We start from the raw sequence: 16,007 nt of genomic DNA, 5'->3' as shown, positions 1-16,007 counted from the left end.
TTTAAATGAACTATATCTATGAATTGGAAATGAAGGTACGCGATTATGAGTGTGACCTTCAGGGCATCGTGAACAATGCCAATTATCAGCATTATCTGGAACATACCCGCCATGAGTTTCTGACCTCAGTCGGCGTAAGTTTTGCTGTGCTCCATGAGCAGGGCGTAGACCCGGTAGTGGCACGTATCAATATGGCTTTCAAAACTCCGCTGAAAAGTGGGGACGAGTTCGTGTCCAAGCTATATATGAGGAAAGAAGGCATCAAGTATGTATTCTACCAGGATATCTTCCGCAAAAGTGATAATAAAGTTGTAGTGAAATCCACTGTTGAAACGGTATGTGTAGTAAATGGACGTTTGAGCGACAGCGAATTGTTTGATAACGTCTTTGCTCCTTACCTGAATGAATAGCTCCGAAGAAGAACAGATTTATAGCATCGCTTTGACAATGGTGCCCGGTATCGGGCACATTGGAGCGAAACATCTTATAAGCGGAATAGGCAATGCCGTTGATGTATTCCGCCTGCGCAAAGAACTGCCGGAACGTATTCCTGAAATAAGCCGGCGGGTAGTGGAAGCGTTGGATTGTCCGCAAGCTATTGCCCGTGCCGGACAGGAATATGAATTTATCCGGAAGAACCGGATTTCATGTCTTACTTTTCATGATGAGGCTTATCCTTCCCGTTTGCGGGAGTGTGAGGATGCCCCTGTCGTTCTTTTCTTTAAAGGAAATACCGATTTAAACTCCCTTCATGTAATAAATATGGTAGGAACCCGCAATGCCACGGATTATGGAACCCAAATCTGTGCCTCCTTCTTGCGGGATTTGAAAACGCTTTGCCCTGATGTGTTGGTAGTCAGCGGGCTTGCTTATGGGATTGATATCCATGCGCACCGTGAGGCGTTGGCTAATGAACTACCTACGGTAGGGGTCCTTGCACATGGTTTGGACCGTATCTATCCTTATGTGCATCGGAAAACGGCTGTTGATATGCTTGAAAGAGGCGGGTTGCTTACCGAGTTCATGTCCGGCACCAATCCCGACCGGCATAACTTTATCAGCCGCAACCGTATTGTCGCCGGTATGTGTGATGCTACCATTGTCATTGAATCAGCAGAGAAAGGTGGTTCACTGATTACTGCCGAACTTGCCGAAAGCTATCATCGCGATTGTTTTGCTTTCCCCGGTCGTGTGAATGATGAATATTCCAAAGGATGTAACCTGTTAATCAGAGAAAACAGAGCTTCTTTGTTATTGTCAGCCGAAGATTTTGTGAAAGCAATGGGCTGGGATATGTTGGTAACCCCTCCGGAAAAAGCAAATATACAGCGTAGTCTTTTCCTCGAACTGTCTGATGAGGAACAGAAAATAGTTACTATTCTGGAGAAACGGGGGAATCAACAAATTAATTCTCTGGTGGTGGAAGCGGATATTCCTGTGCATAAGATAAATGCTATTCTTTTCGAACTGGAGATGAAAGGAGTAGTTCGTGTATTGGCAGGGGGAATGTATCAATTATTGGCTTAGTCTGTATATAGACATAAAAATCCGTATATAGGCATAAAAAAAGGAGCAACGCCTTGCTCCAACCTTTGTTAACCTTAAATCTAATACTATGAAAAAAATCACATGACAAATGTAAGCCTTTGTCTTGTCCTTTCCAAATAATTTTATTGTATTTGTTTCTCTTTTAAATTCTTTTACGGATTTTCACTGTTAACGGGCACAATATGCTTCTATTCATAGTGAAATCTCAGATTCTGTATGATTTTATTGCTGAGGTTATCTTAAATTTCTTCACATACCGGCATATCCATTCCTTTATACACTACCACAATCTTATGAAGTTGTGTGGCTCCGACCGCATTCTTCACCGTCTCGGTCTCTGCATAGCGGTTAGCTTGGGCAATCCCTTCCAGGCGTAGTTCTTCCACGCGGCTTTCGGGGTCTTTATATTTGGCGTATTTCAGTTCCACAATGTAGCTGTGCTTCATGTCGGAATAGATATCCAGTAGCGGGCAGAGGAAAATATCGACATAACCAGCCTGTGTGTCCTGTTCGGAAATGGGGCGGTAGAAGCGGTTCTGTGCCGTCATGGCAAGAGTAAAGCCGTGGACGAAGAATTCACCTTTCTGTTTGTCACGCTGGGAAGTGTAACGTTTCAGACAGTCGGCAATATAACCGAAATAGGTTTTCCAGGAACCGTCGTAAGCAAGAGCACTGGCCAGTTCGTTCTTCTCGTAACTGCTGAAACTGAGGTCAGCCTCGTTATAAGTACTCAGCAGATAGGTGTAGATTTGTTCGCGGACTACTTGGTTGGGGATGGTAAGTTTGGTCTTTCCTTTATACATACCACTGATAGTAAGCATGCCGAAATAGTAGAGCAGGCTCACAAAGTTGTCGGGGTTGGTAATATTAACGGCAGGAAAACCTTTTTTCAGTTCTCCGGTGACGTAGCCTTCGCTCACCAATGTCTGTATGATGGAAGCGTCATGAGCAAATTCCTTGTCCTTGCAGATAAGCATACGTAACTTCTCGTAGTCGATACGGATATTGTCTTCTACCATATCCCGAGGTGCTTTGCCCCGTTGGATGTAATTCTTGACGAAGTAGAGCACCATGTTGGAGTTGTACATAGTGGTTTCACCATAACATTCTTCTGCAAAGCAGTAGTTGTCATACCATGGTTTCATCATTTCTATCAGTTCGTCCACGCTGTGGTTGAATGGACTGGTGGTGGAGTAGTAAGTGAGCATTTGGCGCACTTCTTCTTCCGTGAAACCTATCATCTCGTTGAATTCCGGTGTGAGCGAGTAGTTGGTTCCGATGTTGAATCCGCTTGTGAGGTCGTCCATTGTCATGGGGCTTACGCCGGTAATGAAACAACGCTCGATGCTTGAATAGGTTCCTGCTTTAATTTTATTGAAGAAGGCGCGCAGATAACCTTCGCCATGTGTTTCATCCGTATATCGGTGCAGGCTTTCTATATCCGAGAGGATGGCATTGGTGAAATGGTCGTATTCGTCGATAAAGAGATAAATTCTCTGATTGGTCTTGTTGCATTCTGTAAACAGGTATTCAATTTGTTCGACAGCTCCTTCTTTTTTGTCGAGTTCTTCCTTTATGCCTTGAGGAAGATAGTCGGCATAAATATCACAGAAATAGTCGAACATCGTTTGGCAGTGCGCGTCTAGTCCCTTGCGGTAGTTGTGCAGTTCACCGACTATTCCGGAGAAGTTGAGGTATAGCACCAAGTAGCTGTTCCGGTCTGGTGTAGGGTACTTCCCGATGTAAAGGTCGCCAAACAGGGTATCGAATTTATCCTTGGCAAGTATATCATAGTAGTGCTGCAACATATTTACCGTAAGACTTTTGCCAAAACGGCGCGGGCGGATAAAGAAGAAAAACTTGTCTGCCTCTTCTATCATGGGAATAAAACGGGTTTTGTCCACATAATAACAGTCGTCGCGGCGGATTACTGCGAAGTTCATCATACCATAGGGGATACGTTTTCTGCGCGGTGCTATATATTCTTCCATAATTTATACCTTTTTAAAGGTTCTCTTTGAATACAAACAAAGGTAGGGTCTTTTTGTTACTTCTCCAAACAAACATTCTATAACTTCTTTGCACATTTGCATTTGCGTTCATGTATGAACATTCGAAATCATATTGAGAAAGATGCAATCTATATCTAATGAATATGACAAGAAACGAGGCAAGTGGTTGATGTCATTACTTTATTTATACCGAATGATGATTCTGAAAGACGCTTGGCATTTGCACAAACCTCAATATAGTCTTTGTAGAAGAGTGTAATAAAATAAATCCCCAGCCGGCACGCCGACTGGGGATTCTGTCATTAATCAAATTGTCTCTCAACTCGAAAACTAGCAGTTTTTTAGTCTTTTAATTTCGCGATGATGAAATCACGGTTCAAGCGGGCGATGTTGCTGATAGAGATGTTCTTCGGACATTCAGCCTCGCAAGCGCGAGTGTTGGTACAGTTACCGAAGCCCAGTTCGTCCATCTTGGACAACATGGCTTTTGCACGACGCAAAGCTTCCGGTTTCCCTTGCGGCAGCAAGTTCAACTGGCTGACCTTTGCAGAAACGAACAACATAGCAGAACCATTCTTACATGCAGCTACACAAGCACCGCAACCGATACAAGAAGCGGCATCCATAGCTTCGTCGGCGATAGGTTTTGCAATCAGGATAGCGTTGGCATCCTGAGGAGCACCCGTGCGGACACTTACGTAACCGCCAGCCTGCATAATCTTGTCATAAGCAGTACGGTCTACCATCAAGTCCTTGATAACCGGGAAACCAGCCGAACGCCACGGTTCAACAGTGATTGTGTCACCATCGTTGAAACGGCGCATATAAATCTGGCAAGTAGTAGCACCTGTTGCAGGACCGTGCGGGTGTCCGTTGATGTAAAGAGAACACATACCGCAGATACCTTCGCGGCAGTCATGATCGAATACTACCGGTTCTTTTCTTTCGCTGATGAGCTGTTCGTTCAGGATATCCAGCATTTCAAGGAATGAAGTATCACCGGGGATATCTTTCATTTGGTAGGTTTCAAAAGCACCTTTAGCCTTCGGGCCAGCCTGGCGCCATACCTTCAGTGTAAATGATATATTCTTATCCATTTTCTTCTAATTCTTTTTAATGTTTAACTTCACCGATTAGCTCTTGTAGTTACGAGTCTGAACCTTGATAGCTTCATAAACCAACGGTTCTTTGTACAATACTGGAGCCTTTTCATCGTCACCTTGATATTCCCAGCATGCTACATAGAAGAAGTTTTCGTCATCACGTTTTGCTTCTCCTTCTTCAGTCTGGTATTCTTCACGGAAGTGACCACCACAACTTTCGTTACGGTTCAATGCGTCGTAAGCAACAAGCTCACCCATAGTGATGAAGTCGTACAGACGGATTGCTTTGTCAAGCTCTACGTTCATGCCTTCTTTAGAACCAGGGATAAACAGATTAGTTTCGAATTCCTTGCGGATTTCTTTCAGTGCAGCGATACCTTTCTTCAAGCCTTCTGCCGTACGTCCCATACCTACGTATTCCCACATGATATGACCCAGTTTCTTGTGGATAGAATCAACGGATTCTTTACCCTGGATGCTCATGAACTTGTCGATCTTAGCTTGAACGGCTTTTTCAGCTTCAGCGAATTCAGGAAGATCAGTAGAGAAACGAGGAACAGTGATCTGGTCTGCCAGATAGTTCTGGATGGTGTAAGGCAATACGAAGTAACCGTCAGCCAAACCTTGCATCAATGCAGAAGCACCGAGGCGGTTTGCACCATGATCGGAGAAGTTACATTCACCGATAGCGAACAGCCCCTTGATAGTGGTTTGCAGTTCGTAGTCTACCCAGATACCACCCATTGTATAGTGGATAGCCGGATAAATCATCATCGGGTTATAATATTTCACACCACTGATTTCTTTAGCCAGTTCGCCCGGGTTAACGTCAGTGATTTCTTCGTACATATCGAAGAGGTTGCCATAACGTTGAAGAACAACGTCGATACCCAAACGGTTGATAGCTTCAGAGAAGTCGAGGAATACGGCCAAACCTGTGTTGTTTACACCGAAACCAGCGTCGCAACGTTCTTTAGCGGCACGGCTGGCAACGTCACGCGGAACCAGGTTACCGAATGCCGGATAGCGGCGTTCCAAGTAATAGTCGCGGTCTTCTTCCGGAATATCACTTCCTTTGATTTCGCCTTTCTGGAGTCTTACAGCATCTTCTTTCTTCTTCGGAACCCAGATACGACCGTCGTTACGGAGAGATTCGGACATCAAAGTCAGCTTAGACTGCTTGTCGCCATGTACCGGAATACAAGTCGGGTGAATCTGAACGTATGCCGGATTTGCGAATACAGCACCCTTGCGGTAGCAAGAGATAGCAGCTGTACAGTTACAACCCATAGCGTTAGTAGACAGGAAGTAAGCGTTTCCATAACCACCGGTAGCGATTACTACAGCGTGAGCAGCGAAACGTTCCAATTTGCCTGTTACAAGATTTTTTGCGATGATACCGCGGGCACGTCCGTCAACGATGACAACATCCTGCATTTCATAGCGGGTATACAGTTTAACAGTACCTACGTTTACCTGACGGCTCAATGCAGAGTAAGCACCCAGCAGCAACTGCTGACCAGTCTGGCCTTTAGCATAGAAAGTACGGGATACCTGTGCGCCACCGAAAGAACGGTTGTCCAGTGTACCGCCATATTCGCGAGCGAAAGGAACACCTTGCGCTACACATTGGTCGATGATAGCGTTAGACACTTCAGCCAAACGATATACGTTTGCTTCACGGGCACGATAGTCGCCACCTTTTACAGTATCGTAGAACAGACGGTAAACTGAGTCACCATCATTTTGATAATTCTTCGCAGCATTGATACCACCCTGTGCAGCGATAGAGTGTGCACGACGGGGAGAATCCTGAATACAGAAATTGAATACTCTGAAACCCATTTCACCAAGTGAAGCAGCGGCAGAAGCACCTGCCAGACCCGTACCCACAACGATGATGTCCAAACGACGTTTATTAGCGGGGTTCACCAATTTCTGGTGAGCTTTATAGTTGGTCCATTTCTCAGCCACCGGGCCTTCTGGAATTTTTGAATCTATCTTGATCATAATATTATTTACAATTTAATCATTTACAATTTACTATTTAGCAAGCACCGCCACAAATCAGTGTTTTCACGAAGAATACCACTACTACCAGTGCGAAACCGAGTACAACAATCGTAGAATAGATGTTAGAAATACATTTCCAACGGTTGATCCATACTTTGTTGTTCCATCCCAGTGATTGCATAGAGCTCCAGAAACCGTGAGTCAGGTGGAACCACAAAGCAAACAGCCAAACGAGGTAAAGAACTACGTAAACCGGGCAAGAGAAAGTCTGCTGGATGTGATAAGCACCGTTAGCGGCATAAGCCAGCGTCAGTGTGTCAGCGTGCATGCCCATGTTGTGCATCAGTTCCGGCAACTGCATTTTTGCCCAGAAGTTGAAGAGGTGTAAGCCAAGACCTACGATTACGATAATACCTAACACTAACATGTTCTGAGAAGCCCATTCTACAGTTTTTGGTTTGTCAACCACTGCATAGCGTTCGCTACCACGCGCTTTGCGATTCTGCATTGTCAGCCAGAATGCGTAGATGATGTGAATCACAAAAAGAGCGGCTAGTCCTGCGGTAGCTACCAATGCATACCAGTTTGCTCCCAGGAACTCACAAATCATGTTGTAACCATCAGCCGAGATGATTGCAACCAAGTTCATCGCCATGTGAAATGTTAGAAACAGGACAAGGGCGATACCGGTAACGCTCATCACCACTTTCCTTCCTACAGATGAATTACTTAACCACATAAATGATTGAATTTAAATTATTTAATTGTTAGAACTAAAATTTCAACGTTTTACACCTCTTACAGACTGCAAAAATAGGGGAAATAGATTGATTGAGCAAGGAATTAAAGAAATAATTCTTTAATAATGAATCAATACGCTCATGTATCAGTATGCCAGCCAGTATGTATGGTAAAGCGCGTGGGGTATTCATTATTTATTGATAAGTAATTCGCCCTTTATCATAAAAAGCGCTGTTTTATTCTGTTCAGACAAGGGTATATTCTCATTTACAGTGAAATGCTTTGAGAAAAACGGCTTCATATTTTTATTTCTTTTTGAAAGTTGTACATTTGTGTGTCCGTCCATTACTACGAAGGTAATGGATGAACACAATGCATAAAACAAGGAGGCATTTTATGGACAATAGAGGAAATATTGTCATTTTTCAGACAAAGGATGGGAAGACTTCCATTGATGTGAAGTTGGAGAATGAGACGGTGTGGCTGAATCGCCAACAGATGGCAGAGTTGTTTGATCGTGATATCAAAACGATTGGCAAGCATATTAATAATGCGAAAAAGGAAGAGTTAGAAGGGATTCCAGTTGTCGCAAAATTTGCGACAACTGCCTTGGATGGTAAAAGTTATCAGGTAGAATATTATAATATTGAAATGATAACTTCCGTCGGCTATCGTGTAAAGTCGCAACGCGGCACTCAATTTCGTATCTGGGCAAACAAAGTGTTAAAGGATTATCTGATTAAAGGCTACGCCATTAATCAGCAAGCCAAAGCTGTTCAACTGGAAGACTTGAAGAGCACCGTGCGTCTTCTTTCCAACGTCATCGAACACAAACAATTGACGCTGGATGAGGCCAATGGACTTTTGCGTGTGATTACCGATTACACTTACGGTTTGGATACACTGGATAAATACGATTACCAGCAATTGGAAGTAGACTCTACGACTCCTACTGAAGAATTTCATGCCACCTATGAAGAAGCTATGGAAGCCATTCACCTTTTGCAGGAAAAGTTCGGAAGCAGTGATTTGTTTGGAAATGAAAAGGATCAGTCGTTCAAAAGCTCTATCAATACTATTTATCAGACGTTTGGCGGAGAAGAACTTTATCCGAGCGTTGAAGAGAAAGCAGCGATGCTTTTCTACCTTGTCGTGAAGAACCACTCGTTTAGTGACGGTAACAAGCGTATTGCCGCTTTCCTGTTTCTTTGGTTTTTGGAGAAGAACGGTATATTATATAAATCCGATGGTTCGAAGTTAATCGGCAACAATACGCTAGTAGCACTTACGTTGATGATTGCCGAAAGCCGGACGGAAGAAAAGGACGTGATGGTGAAGGTAGTAGTCAATTTGATTAATAAGAATAATTGAATTTAGGTCTTATTAATTGGTGGTATAGATGTAGATAATGAGAGACACCTCGCCGCAAAGTGTCTCTCATTTATTATTAGGAATCCCATTTTGCTGACGTCAGCAAAATGATCGGTAATACCTTCCTGGACACTTTTTTCATACTCTTTACTTTATTGCTGTATAGTATTTGCCTTATCCTCTTTTATCTCCGCCTTGCCATAATATCCTGGCATCGGCATATAAATCGGATTATAATATGTATTGATATTCTTCAACTTCTTTTCCTCTTTCAGCCGTTTGATGTGCCGTGCGGCAGTGGTGGGAGTAAACCCGCAGAGCCTTTGGAAGTCGGAGTGGGTTAATACCGGGTTATTGCTGAAATAGTTAGCCAGTAGCTTGTCTATTTCTTCGTTCGAGCAGGAAGCCGAATGGGGTTTCAGTTTGCTTCGTTCCAGGTGTACGACGCTGACTGACCTTTTCAGTTTGGCATCCGCCTTGAAGTTGATGTTGGTTTTGAGCTTAATTTGATTGGCTTTCAGTTTGGGCGAAGTGATGAACAAATAGGCAGACTGTATGCTGTGGAGGAGAAAATCAGGATAGGACATCTGGGCGGGGCTGTAGTAAGGCTTCGCTGGGAAGAATCGTATCCTATTATCAAAGGACTGGAAAAATGGTGCAAGCAGGAGTATGAACATACGGTTGAGAAATCGCCTATTGCTAAGGCCATATTCTATAATGTACACACGTTTTGGACAATTGTCCGGATATGTCAACGATGCACAGCTCTGCATTGACAATAATCCGGTGGAGCGCTCTATAAGGCCATTGACTTTGAACAGAAAAAACACTCTTTTCTCCGGTTCACATGAGGCGGTACATACAGCGGCAATATTCTTTTCACTGATGGGATGTTGCAGGGAAAATAAGGTGGAACCCAAAACTATGGATGCAGGATGTATTGATTAGGGTACAGGAGAATGAAAGAGAAGAGAAAAATGACTACACCGATTTACTGCCATTTAATTGAAAAGGATAAACAAGAAAGATAGATAAAGTCAAAAGCCAGACATGCTTCGTCTTTATTATAGCTTGGAGAGAAATACGGGCGATTACACATGAAGAATGAACTATATCGGTAGCAAAGATAAACTATATCAGGGAGAAAAGCAAACTATCTCTGCTTGTTTGAGGTATTTATACGCCTTGTCCTATCTGATAGATTAGGGTATGGGAGAACTAAACTATTTTACTGTGTTAACCTCTGTCTATTGGATATTAGTGATAGATGAACTGTCTAAAGAAGAGTTCTCATGCCCGAATAAAGAATTGATCCGCTTGGTTATTATGTATACATTCAGGAGAGGTTTGAACTATGCACGATTAAAGAATTGCATACTAAATTGGTGAAGAGTAGCGTACGCACGAAAAAGAAGTGGTTCATGAAACCATAATTCTCTCTTTTCGTCTTCCAGTCAATAAGAATACAATTCAATCTCTTATCTTTCAGATTTATCTCTCTATTTGACCTTTCGAGACTAAAATACCAGCCTTTGATACAATTTTCCATGATTCAAAAGCTGGTATTTCCCACCTTTGCCGTATAAAACTTTAATTCTGTAACCAGTAAATTTTAATATTATGAACCATATTCATAGTTATCTATTCAGTTTTCTATATTTATTCTGCGGCGTTTATTCTTTATCAGCTTGTGAGGATGAAAAGTTAGTGGCTGCGCAAGATACTCCGGTAGAATCTGGACAGACAAGGAACAGTCAGGACGAGTCTTATGTAGAGGGTGTTGCAACTCCTTATTCCGATGCCATTTATCCGATGGATTATGTTCCGAGAGAAGAGACAAGGCAGGAAGTACTGGAACGAGACACCAGGGTGAGAAAGCGTATTTCTGACTTTTGGATAAACTTAAATGCGGCGATCACAGGCAATACTCTTAATGCATGGATTGATAATTTTACGAAAATAGCTACTAAGGAACGCAGTCCGTATCTAGACCTTACTTACCTTTGTGTTGACTATAACTGCCCTCAGCTGAAAAAACTTCTGGTTACGAAAATCAAAGATGACATTAAAGTTCAGTATAAGATATTACTTCAAGAGATAGAAATAGATAAGAAAAACGGGCAAAGCGGCAGTTTGAGGGATCTCAACACCACACAGCCGGCGGGCATTATCATGGAAGATGCCTATTGTCTGAAACGCTTGGGAGCCTATAAAGGAGAAATCAAACTCTTTATTGAATCTGTCATCGACACTCATGTGGAGGGAAAAGCCAATTATTATAAAGGAGACTATCTGTCGACAGGATACAACAAGGAACTGTTCGCTTTGAACGTTGCATTTTGGGTGAAGATGCTGTATAGCGACGACTCCACCAAATATCCGTTATGCAAAACCTCGTTTAATACGGTATACAATGCACTCCTTAATTATTCTTACGATGCTGACAATTCACCTCATTATGACGCAAATACCGGCTTCAACCTGCTTTTGCATTGGGGATTGCTTCTGAACGATGAGGCCGGACTGAAAAACAGTATCCATATCAAGCGTATCATGGATCGCATGAGCCGTACCATTATGAACTCGGGGCAAACTGCCGGATGGGGAAAACTCATGGGAGGAGTGTATGAAGGAGGAAGAGAATATTTGCTGGATGCCGGTATTGGGATGACTTGGTGTCTGAAAGTGGGATATCGCTTATTCAAAGATCCGTATTACCTGTACATGGCTCGTAAGTATGAAGACTTCCGTTTCAATGTGGGTTGTACCCAATGGAACAATGACTACATCGACCTCTATCCCATCGACATCAACCGCAAAGATACCGATGCCGATGTCCCCGCTCAACAAACCTCCTCTTTACTCACTCCCCGCATCACTTCGAAGAGCAAATATGACGGTCTGTTGTTGGGTCGGGGAGACAGGGATTACAAGCAAGTGCAGGATAAATTGATCCTTTCTACCGGACATCATCCGCGTGCGCCTTATATGCTGATGGATTTAAGTTATACACAACACAAGGCAGCTCCCGACCATCGCATTGGGATAGACAACTTTATCTTCAACGGAACGCACGTCTGCACCTATTTGGGACGTCCGGCAGAAGGCTTCCGCATCAACCGGCCTTTTATCGCACCCAAAAGCTTGAGCGAGAATTTCCCGATATTCAATATACCGGAGGCGGAAGTAGAGCCGAACGCATCTTATTACAGTAGACTGGGATTTGATTCGCGTTTTGATTATGTGATAGGCAATTATGCGGTCAAGCAGCTTTCTGAAGATGTGGCTTATGGCGAAGTAGAATATACCCGCTTCCAGTATGAAGGCATTAGCGCAAAGAGAAAGATGTTGTTGCTGAACAATGGCGTTCTTATTGTTTACGACAAGGTTGCCTCGGCTGCCGGGAACAACCGGAAAGATGTGGTCGGTGTACTGTATAATGTGTGGCCGTCTGTAGCTAAGACTGGAAAGAATTGGCTGTTGCAAGGAGTACACAAGAGTAGCATGGTGAAACTGGATAGTCGATACGACTTTACAGGACAGACACTTTTCTATTTTCCGCGAACAAAGAACAATAATACCATGAGCGTGAAGACCGATCCGCTGCGCAACAATAAAAGCATTAGTTCGGTACTCTGCTCGCAGACCGAACTTAACAGTGGCGAAGATGCCGAATTCATCACGCTGATTATACCGATGAGAAAACCTGACGAGGTAGAGACATTTGTTAGTGGTATATCGGTGGCTAAAGAGGGTTCCGTTTATACGGTATCTATACCAAGCCCCAGTGGAACGGCTATTGTTGCCATTCTGTCCCCTACCGAGGCATCGGTGACTACCGGGATTTGAACAATGATTATCTAATTTATATCTATTAATAACTTAACTTTTAGTATTATGAGAATGCTTAAATCAATCTGTGCAGCTTCGCTTTTATCGTTCGCAGCGATAAGTGTTGCAAGTTGCAGCAGTAATAGCAATGAAGACGAGATTCCCGCAGATGGTCTTACGAGAATCAGGGTGACAATGAATTCTCTGAACACCAGGTTGGGATACGTCGATCAGGCGGATGGCCTCATTACCAGTTGGACGAGAAACGATGCTTTTCGAATCATACCGGATAATGGCAACGAGAGTCAGGTCTTTACGTTGGCCGAAGGAGCAGGCACATCGGTCGGTACTTTTGTAGGGACGGCTCCTGAAGTGGGCGATGGTACATATACAGTGTTATTTCCAAGTACGCTTCAGTCGGTAGAGGAATTTGATACTTTCTCTTTTGCAGGTCAGCAGCAGGATGGAAGCTCAAACGTCAAAGGGATTGCTGCTTATCATACTGTGAAACTGGCCGGTACAACATCCGATTATACTGCGTTCAGTTTTGCAAATGCGGTACAATCTTCCGTGATGGTGTTGTCGTTCAAGAAGTTGCCGGATTATGTCGGTTCGCCTACTCAAATCACTTTGACGGCGGACGAAAACTGTCTGCCAACCACCAATGTTACTGTGTCGAACGAAATCACTTTGAAGCTGGTCAATATGACGGCATCTCCCACGCTGACAGCTTATCTGGTGCTTGGAGCTAATCCCGGCAATGCAAAACTGTCTGCCGGCAAACAACTGAAAATCAACGTAACCGGTACTACGGGCAGATGTTATAAAACCTTTGTTATGGAGTCTGATGTCGTTTTTGCCGGAGACAAACGCCATGTTATCAATATCAGTAACTGGGATCTGGATGATACACCGATAGACAAAGACATCATCGTTACTGTTCCTTCGTTTGGCGATGGAGTGATATTGGATGATTCTAATACTTCGACAGGCGGAAATACTCCGTCTTTTGGGGGAGGAATTAATATTGAAGATTAATTAGATAGAAAGTTCAAGTAGTTTAATTTAATACAAAGGAAAAATGAAAACAATAAAATCAGTATCACTCTTGGCTGCTTTGGCAGGCATCGTTATAACGGGTTGCAGCAATGAAGATATGCTAGAGAATAATCATAATAACGCATTATCATACAATCAGATCTCAATCAAAGCATATACAGACAATGACGCCCAAACCCGTATGGGATATGAAGACAATGGTTCTGCCGTTGCTATCAAATGGACGGAAGGCGATGCTTTCACTATTATTCCGGCAAAAGCGGGTGCTGATGCACAGGTCTTTACACTGGCGGAAGGAGCAAATACAAATGCCGGCACTTTTAACGGTTACGCTCCTGATGTAGACGCCAGCGGATATACCGTATTGTATCCAGCTAAATTGGCTAATACGGCTGCATTTGATGCGTTTTCGTACAGTGGGCAGGTGCAGAACGGCAACGATAATACGGTTCACCTGGCTGCATTCCATACCATTAAGTTGGCGGTCAATTCATCTGATGTTACTTCTATCAACTTTGGAGATGCGGCTACAGTGCAATCATCACTGTTGGTGCTCAATCTCAAGAATCTGCCTGAAGGAGTGGGAACGCCACAATCAGTTGCGATTCATGCGGAGAAGGCTTGTCTGGCCGTAACCAACAACACCGTAGGAACAGATGTTTCATTGAATCTGAACGGCTTCCCGGCAATCACGTCTGGAAATAACAGCATCAAGGCTTATCTGATGTTAGGCGCCAATGGAGATAATGCCGCTTGTGCCGAAGGAAAGAAACTGACTGTTACTCTAGTAGGTTCAGATGGAAGTTATACTGCTAGTTTTACCGCTCCTGCAGGTGGTCTTTGCTTTGCCGGAGGAAAAAGAAACAGCATCACAGCGTCGAAGTGGGAAGCGGACGAAGTGGAAGAGGAAGTACCATATCTTTTTGATATGACAAAAGGCTGGACGGTTTCAAGTGCTACGGTAGACTATGTGGACGGATATGTTAAATTGACATCGACAGCGGCAAACAGATATAACAGATGCGATTCCAATCTGAAGGGACTTAGTCTGGCTATGTCATTACTGGGCAATAAAGTGATTTATTACCGGGCGAAAGCGACCCAGGGAACAATAATCACTGCGAACAACGCGAAGGTTTCTGTGTATATCGACGGCAAAATAAACGTTGATGGTACAGAGGGGATTGTAACAATCACTCAATACAAAGGCGAAGAACTAGGGACAGACCAGGAAGGTTATCAGTGGTATGCTTTCGATTTGTCGAAGCTTGGAACAGAAGGGCATACAGCGGAAATGAAATTCAGACCGGATGGAGAAACCTCGGACACCACCTACAAATCGGGTTCGGATCTGTATGATGCTTTGATTGCGGCTGCAAAAGATATGATGGCAGTGGAAGGAGCAACTTTCAATCGCTTGGATTTCATCATGATATCAGACTTGGGCGATAAAAGTAAGTTTGAATCGTTCCTTGTGAAAGAAGTCGGCGTAGCTCCCTTGTCCGTAGTTAAAAAGAAAATACAAAAATAATAAAACTCAATCATTATGAAAAATATAAAGAAACAATCACTGTTGGGAATAATCGTATTTATGGCTCTATTCCTTGTTGCAGGAACGACCTCAATGGTTGCACAATCAGTATCCTGTACCCCTTGGGATTTATCCTCGAATGGCAACTGGCAATTAAAGGAAGGCTCTATTGATTACAACGCCAAGGGAATTACCTTTATCGCCGACAATCGAAATCGTTGCAATCCATCCAGCAAAACGACTCATGCTGTAAATAGCAAGTCAGTTATTTATTACAAGGTAAAGGCTGATAAGGCAAATTTAAGTATCAGGGATGCTAAAATATCTATCTTTATTCCAAATTACTCACTGAATGGAGAAGAAGGGACATTGATGATTAAACAGTTGAGAGGATACGAGTTGGGTAAAGATAAGAGTGGATTTACATGGATTGCTTTCGACCTTTCCAAGTTGGGTGCAGACGCTAAAAAGCAAGGTGTGTATACGTATGAATTTCAGGTGAAAGGGAAGCCGAAGGTTTTATACACCAGTGAAGATGATGACACCAAAATTTACAACAAGATTCTGAAAGACCTCAAAAAGAATGAGTATAAGGGCAATCGTTTCGACTTTATCCTGATTTCGAAATTGGATAAAGATCAGGGTAACGAGTCTTTCACGATGGAAGAATTGGGAAATGCTGAATCTATCGGTGAGGTAAAAGCAAAAATAAACAAGTAAAAGTGAGATGCCCCTAATGAGTTGTGCGAGTCAGTGATGATGTAGCTTGCGGGAGAGCTCGGTATTGTGCCGGGCTCT

General features: G+C 43.3%; 11 protein-coding genes and 2 pseudogenes. 8 read left to right on the top strand and 5 right to left on the bottom strand.

Annotated features, from left to right (window positions below; translation table 11 throughout):
• Positions 1 to 5 precede the first annotated feature (5 nt).
• A complete protein-coding gene (locus tag CLIN57ABFB40_RS12750) occupies positions 6 to 410 on the top strand; it encodes an acyl-CoA thioesterase (protein WP_175630463.1) in 405 nt (134 codons plus the stop codon).
• Positions 403 to 1,527 carry a DNA-processing protein DprA gene (gene dprA, locus CLIN57ABFB40_RS12745; RefSeq protein WP_175630462.1) on the top strand — a complete coding sequence of 375 codons (1,125 nt, stop codon included), beginning with the start codon at positions 403 to 405 and terminating at the stop codon, positions 1,525 to 1,527. The genes CLIN57ABFB40_RS12750 and dprA overlap by 8 nt, the downstream gene beginning before the upstream one ends.
• A gap of 260 nt (positions 1,528 to 1,787) precedes the next feature.
• Here the strand turns inward: dprA and CLIN57ABFB40_RS12740 are convergent, their stop codons facing one another.
• The 4 genes from CLIN57ABFB40_RS12740 to CLIN57ABFB40_RS12725 form a co-directional block, all read right to left on the bottom strand.
• Positions 1,788 to 3,539: an AAA family ATPase gene (locus CLIN57ABFB40_RS12740; protein WP_175630461.1), complete on the bottom strand. Its 1,752-nt coding sequence runs from the start codon at positions 3,537 to 3,539 to the stop codon at positions 1,788 to 1,790.
• A gap of 362 nt (positions 3,540 to 3,901) precedes the next feature.
• The gene (locus CLIN57ABFB40_RS12735; RefSeq protein WP_004298485.1) at positions 3,902 to 4,657 is read right to left on the bottom strand and encodes a succinate dehydrogenase/fumarate reductase iron-sulfur subunit; all 756 of its coding nucleotides are present in this window, start codon (positions 4,655 to 4,657) and stop codon (positions 3,902 to 3,904) included.
• Positions 4,658 to 4,693: 36 nt separating this feature from the next.
• Complete coding sequence (locus CLIN57ABFB40_RS12730; RefSeq protein ID WP_175630460.1) at positions 4,694 to 6,673, bottom strand: fumarate reductase/succinate dehydrogenase flavoprotein subunit; 1,980 nt, start codon at positions 6,671 to 6,673, stop codon at positions 4,694 to 4,696.
• 37 nt (positions 6,674 to 6,710) lie between these two features.
• On the bottom strand, positions 6,711 to 7,415 hold the full coding sequence (locus tag CLIN57ABFB40_RS12725) for a fumarate reductase (protein WP_024986771.1): 705 nt from the start codon (positions 7,413 to 7,415) through the stop codon (positions 6,711 to 6,713).
• 398 nt (positions 7,416 to 7,813) lie between these two features.
• Here CLIN57ABFB40_RS12725 and rhuM point away from each other — a divergent pair, with 398 nt between their 5' ends.
• The gene (gene rhuM, locus CLIN57ABFB40_RS12720) at positions 7,814 to 8,788 is read left to right on the top strand and encodes a RhuM family protein (protein WP_175630459.1); all 975 of its coding nucleotides are present in this window, start codon (positions 7,814 to 7,816) and stop codon (positions 8,786 to 8,788) included.
• A 152-nt stretch (positions 8,789 to 8,940) separates the two neighbouring features.
• Here the strand turns inward: rhuM and CLIN57ABFB40_RS12715 are convergent.
• Positions 8,941 to 9,324: pseudogene (locus CLIN57ABFB40_RS12715) on the bottom strand (DNA-binding protein); the annotation flags it as partial.
• Positions 9,325 to 9,327: 3 nt separating this feature from the next.
• Between CLIN57ABFB40_RS12715 and CLIN57ABFB40_RS12710 the strand changes: the two are divergent.
• The 5 genes and pseudogenes from CLIN57ABFB40_RS12710 to CLIN57ABFB40_RS12690 all read left to right on the top strand — a co-directional run.
• Positions 9,328 to 9,797: pseudogene (locus CLIN57ABFB40_RS12710) on the top strand (IS66 family transposase); the annotation flags it as partial.
• A 611-nt stretch (positions 9,798 to 10,408) separates the two neighbouring features.
• Positions 10,409 to 12,637, top strand: a complete 2,229-nt coding sequence (locus CLIN57ABFB40_RS12705) for a hypothetical protein (protein ID WP_175630458.1) — start codon at positions 10,409 to 10,411, stop codon at positions 12,635 to 12,637.
• 48 nt (positions 12,638 to 12,685) lie between these two features.
• On the top strand, positions 12,686 to 13,657 hold the full coding sequence (locus CLIN57ABFB40_RS12700) for a hypothetical protein (RefSeq protein ID WP_175630457.1): 972 nt from the start codon (positions 12,686 to 12,688) through the stop codon (positions 13,655 to 13,657).
• 43 nt (positions 13,658 to 13,700) lie between these two features.
• Positions 13,701 to 15,209 carry a hypothetical protein gene (locus CLIN57ABFB40_RS12695; protein WP_175630456.1) on the top strand — a complete coding sequence of 503 codons (1,509 nt, stop codon included), beginning with the start codon at positions 13,701 to 13,703 and terminating at the stop codon, positions 15,207 to 15,209.
• Between the two features lie 15 nt (positions 15,210 to 15,224).
• On the top strand, positions 15,225 to 15,929 hold the full coding sequence (locus CLIN57ABFB40_RS12690) for a hypothetical protein (RefSeq protein ID WP_175630455.1): 705 nt from the start codon (positions 15,225 to 15,227) through the stop codon (positions 15,927 to 15,929).
• Positions 15,930 to 16,007: the final 78 nt, after the last annotated feature.

The sequence above is a fragment of the Bacteroides acidifaciens genome (genome assembly GCF_903181435.1).
Classification (GTDB): domain Bacteria; phylum Bacteroidota; class Bacteroidia; order Bacteroidales; family Bacteroidaceae; genus Bacteroides.
This window is presented reverse-complemented; position numbering and strand designations above follow the sequence as displayed.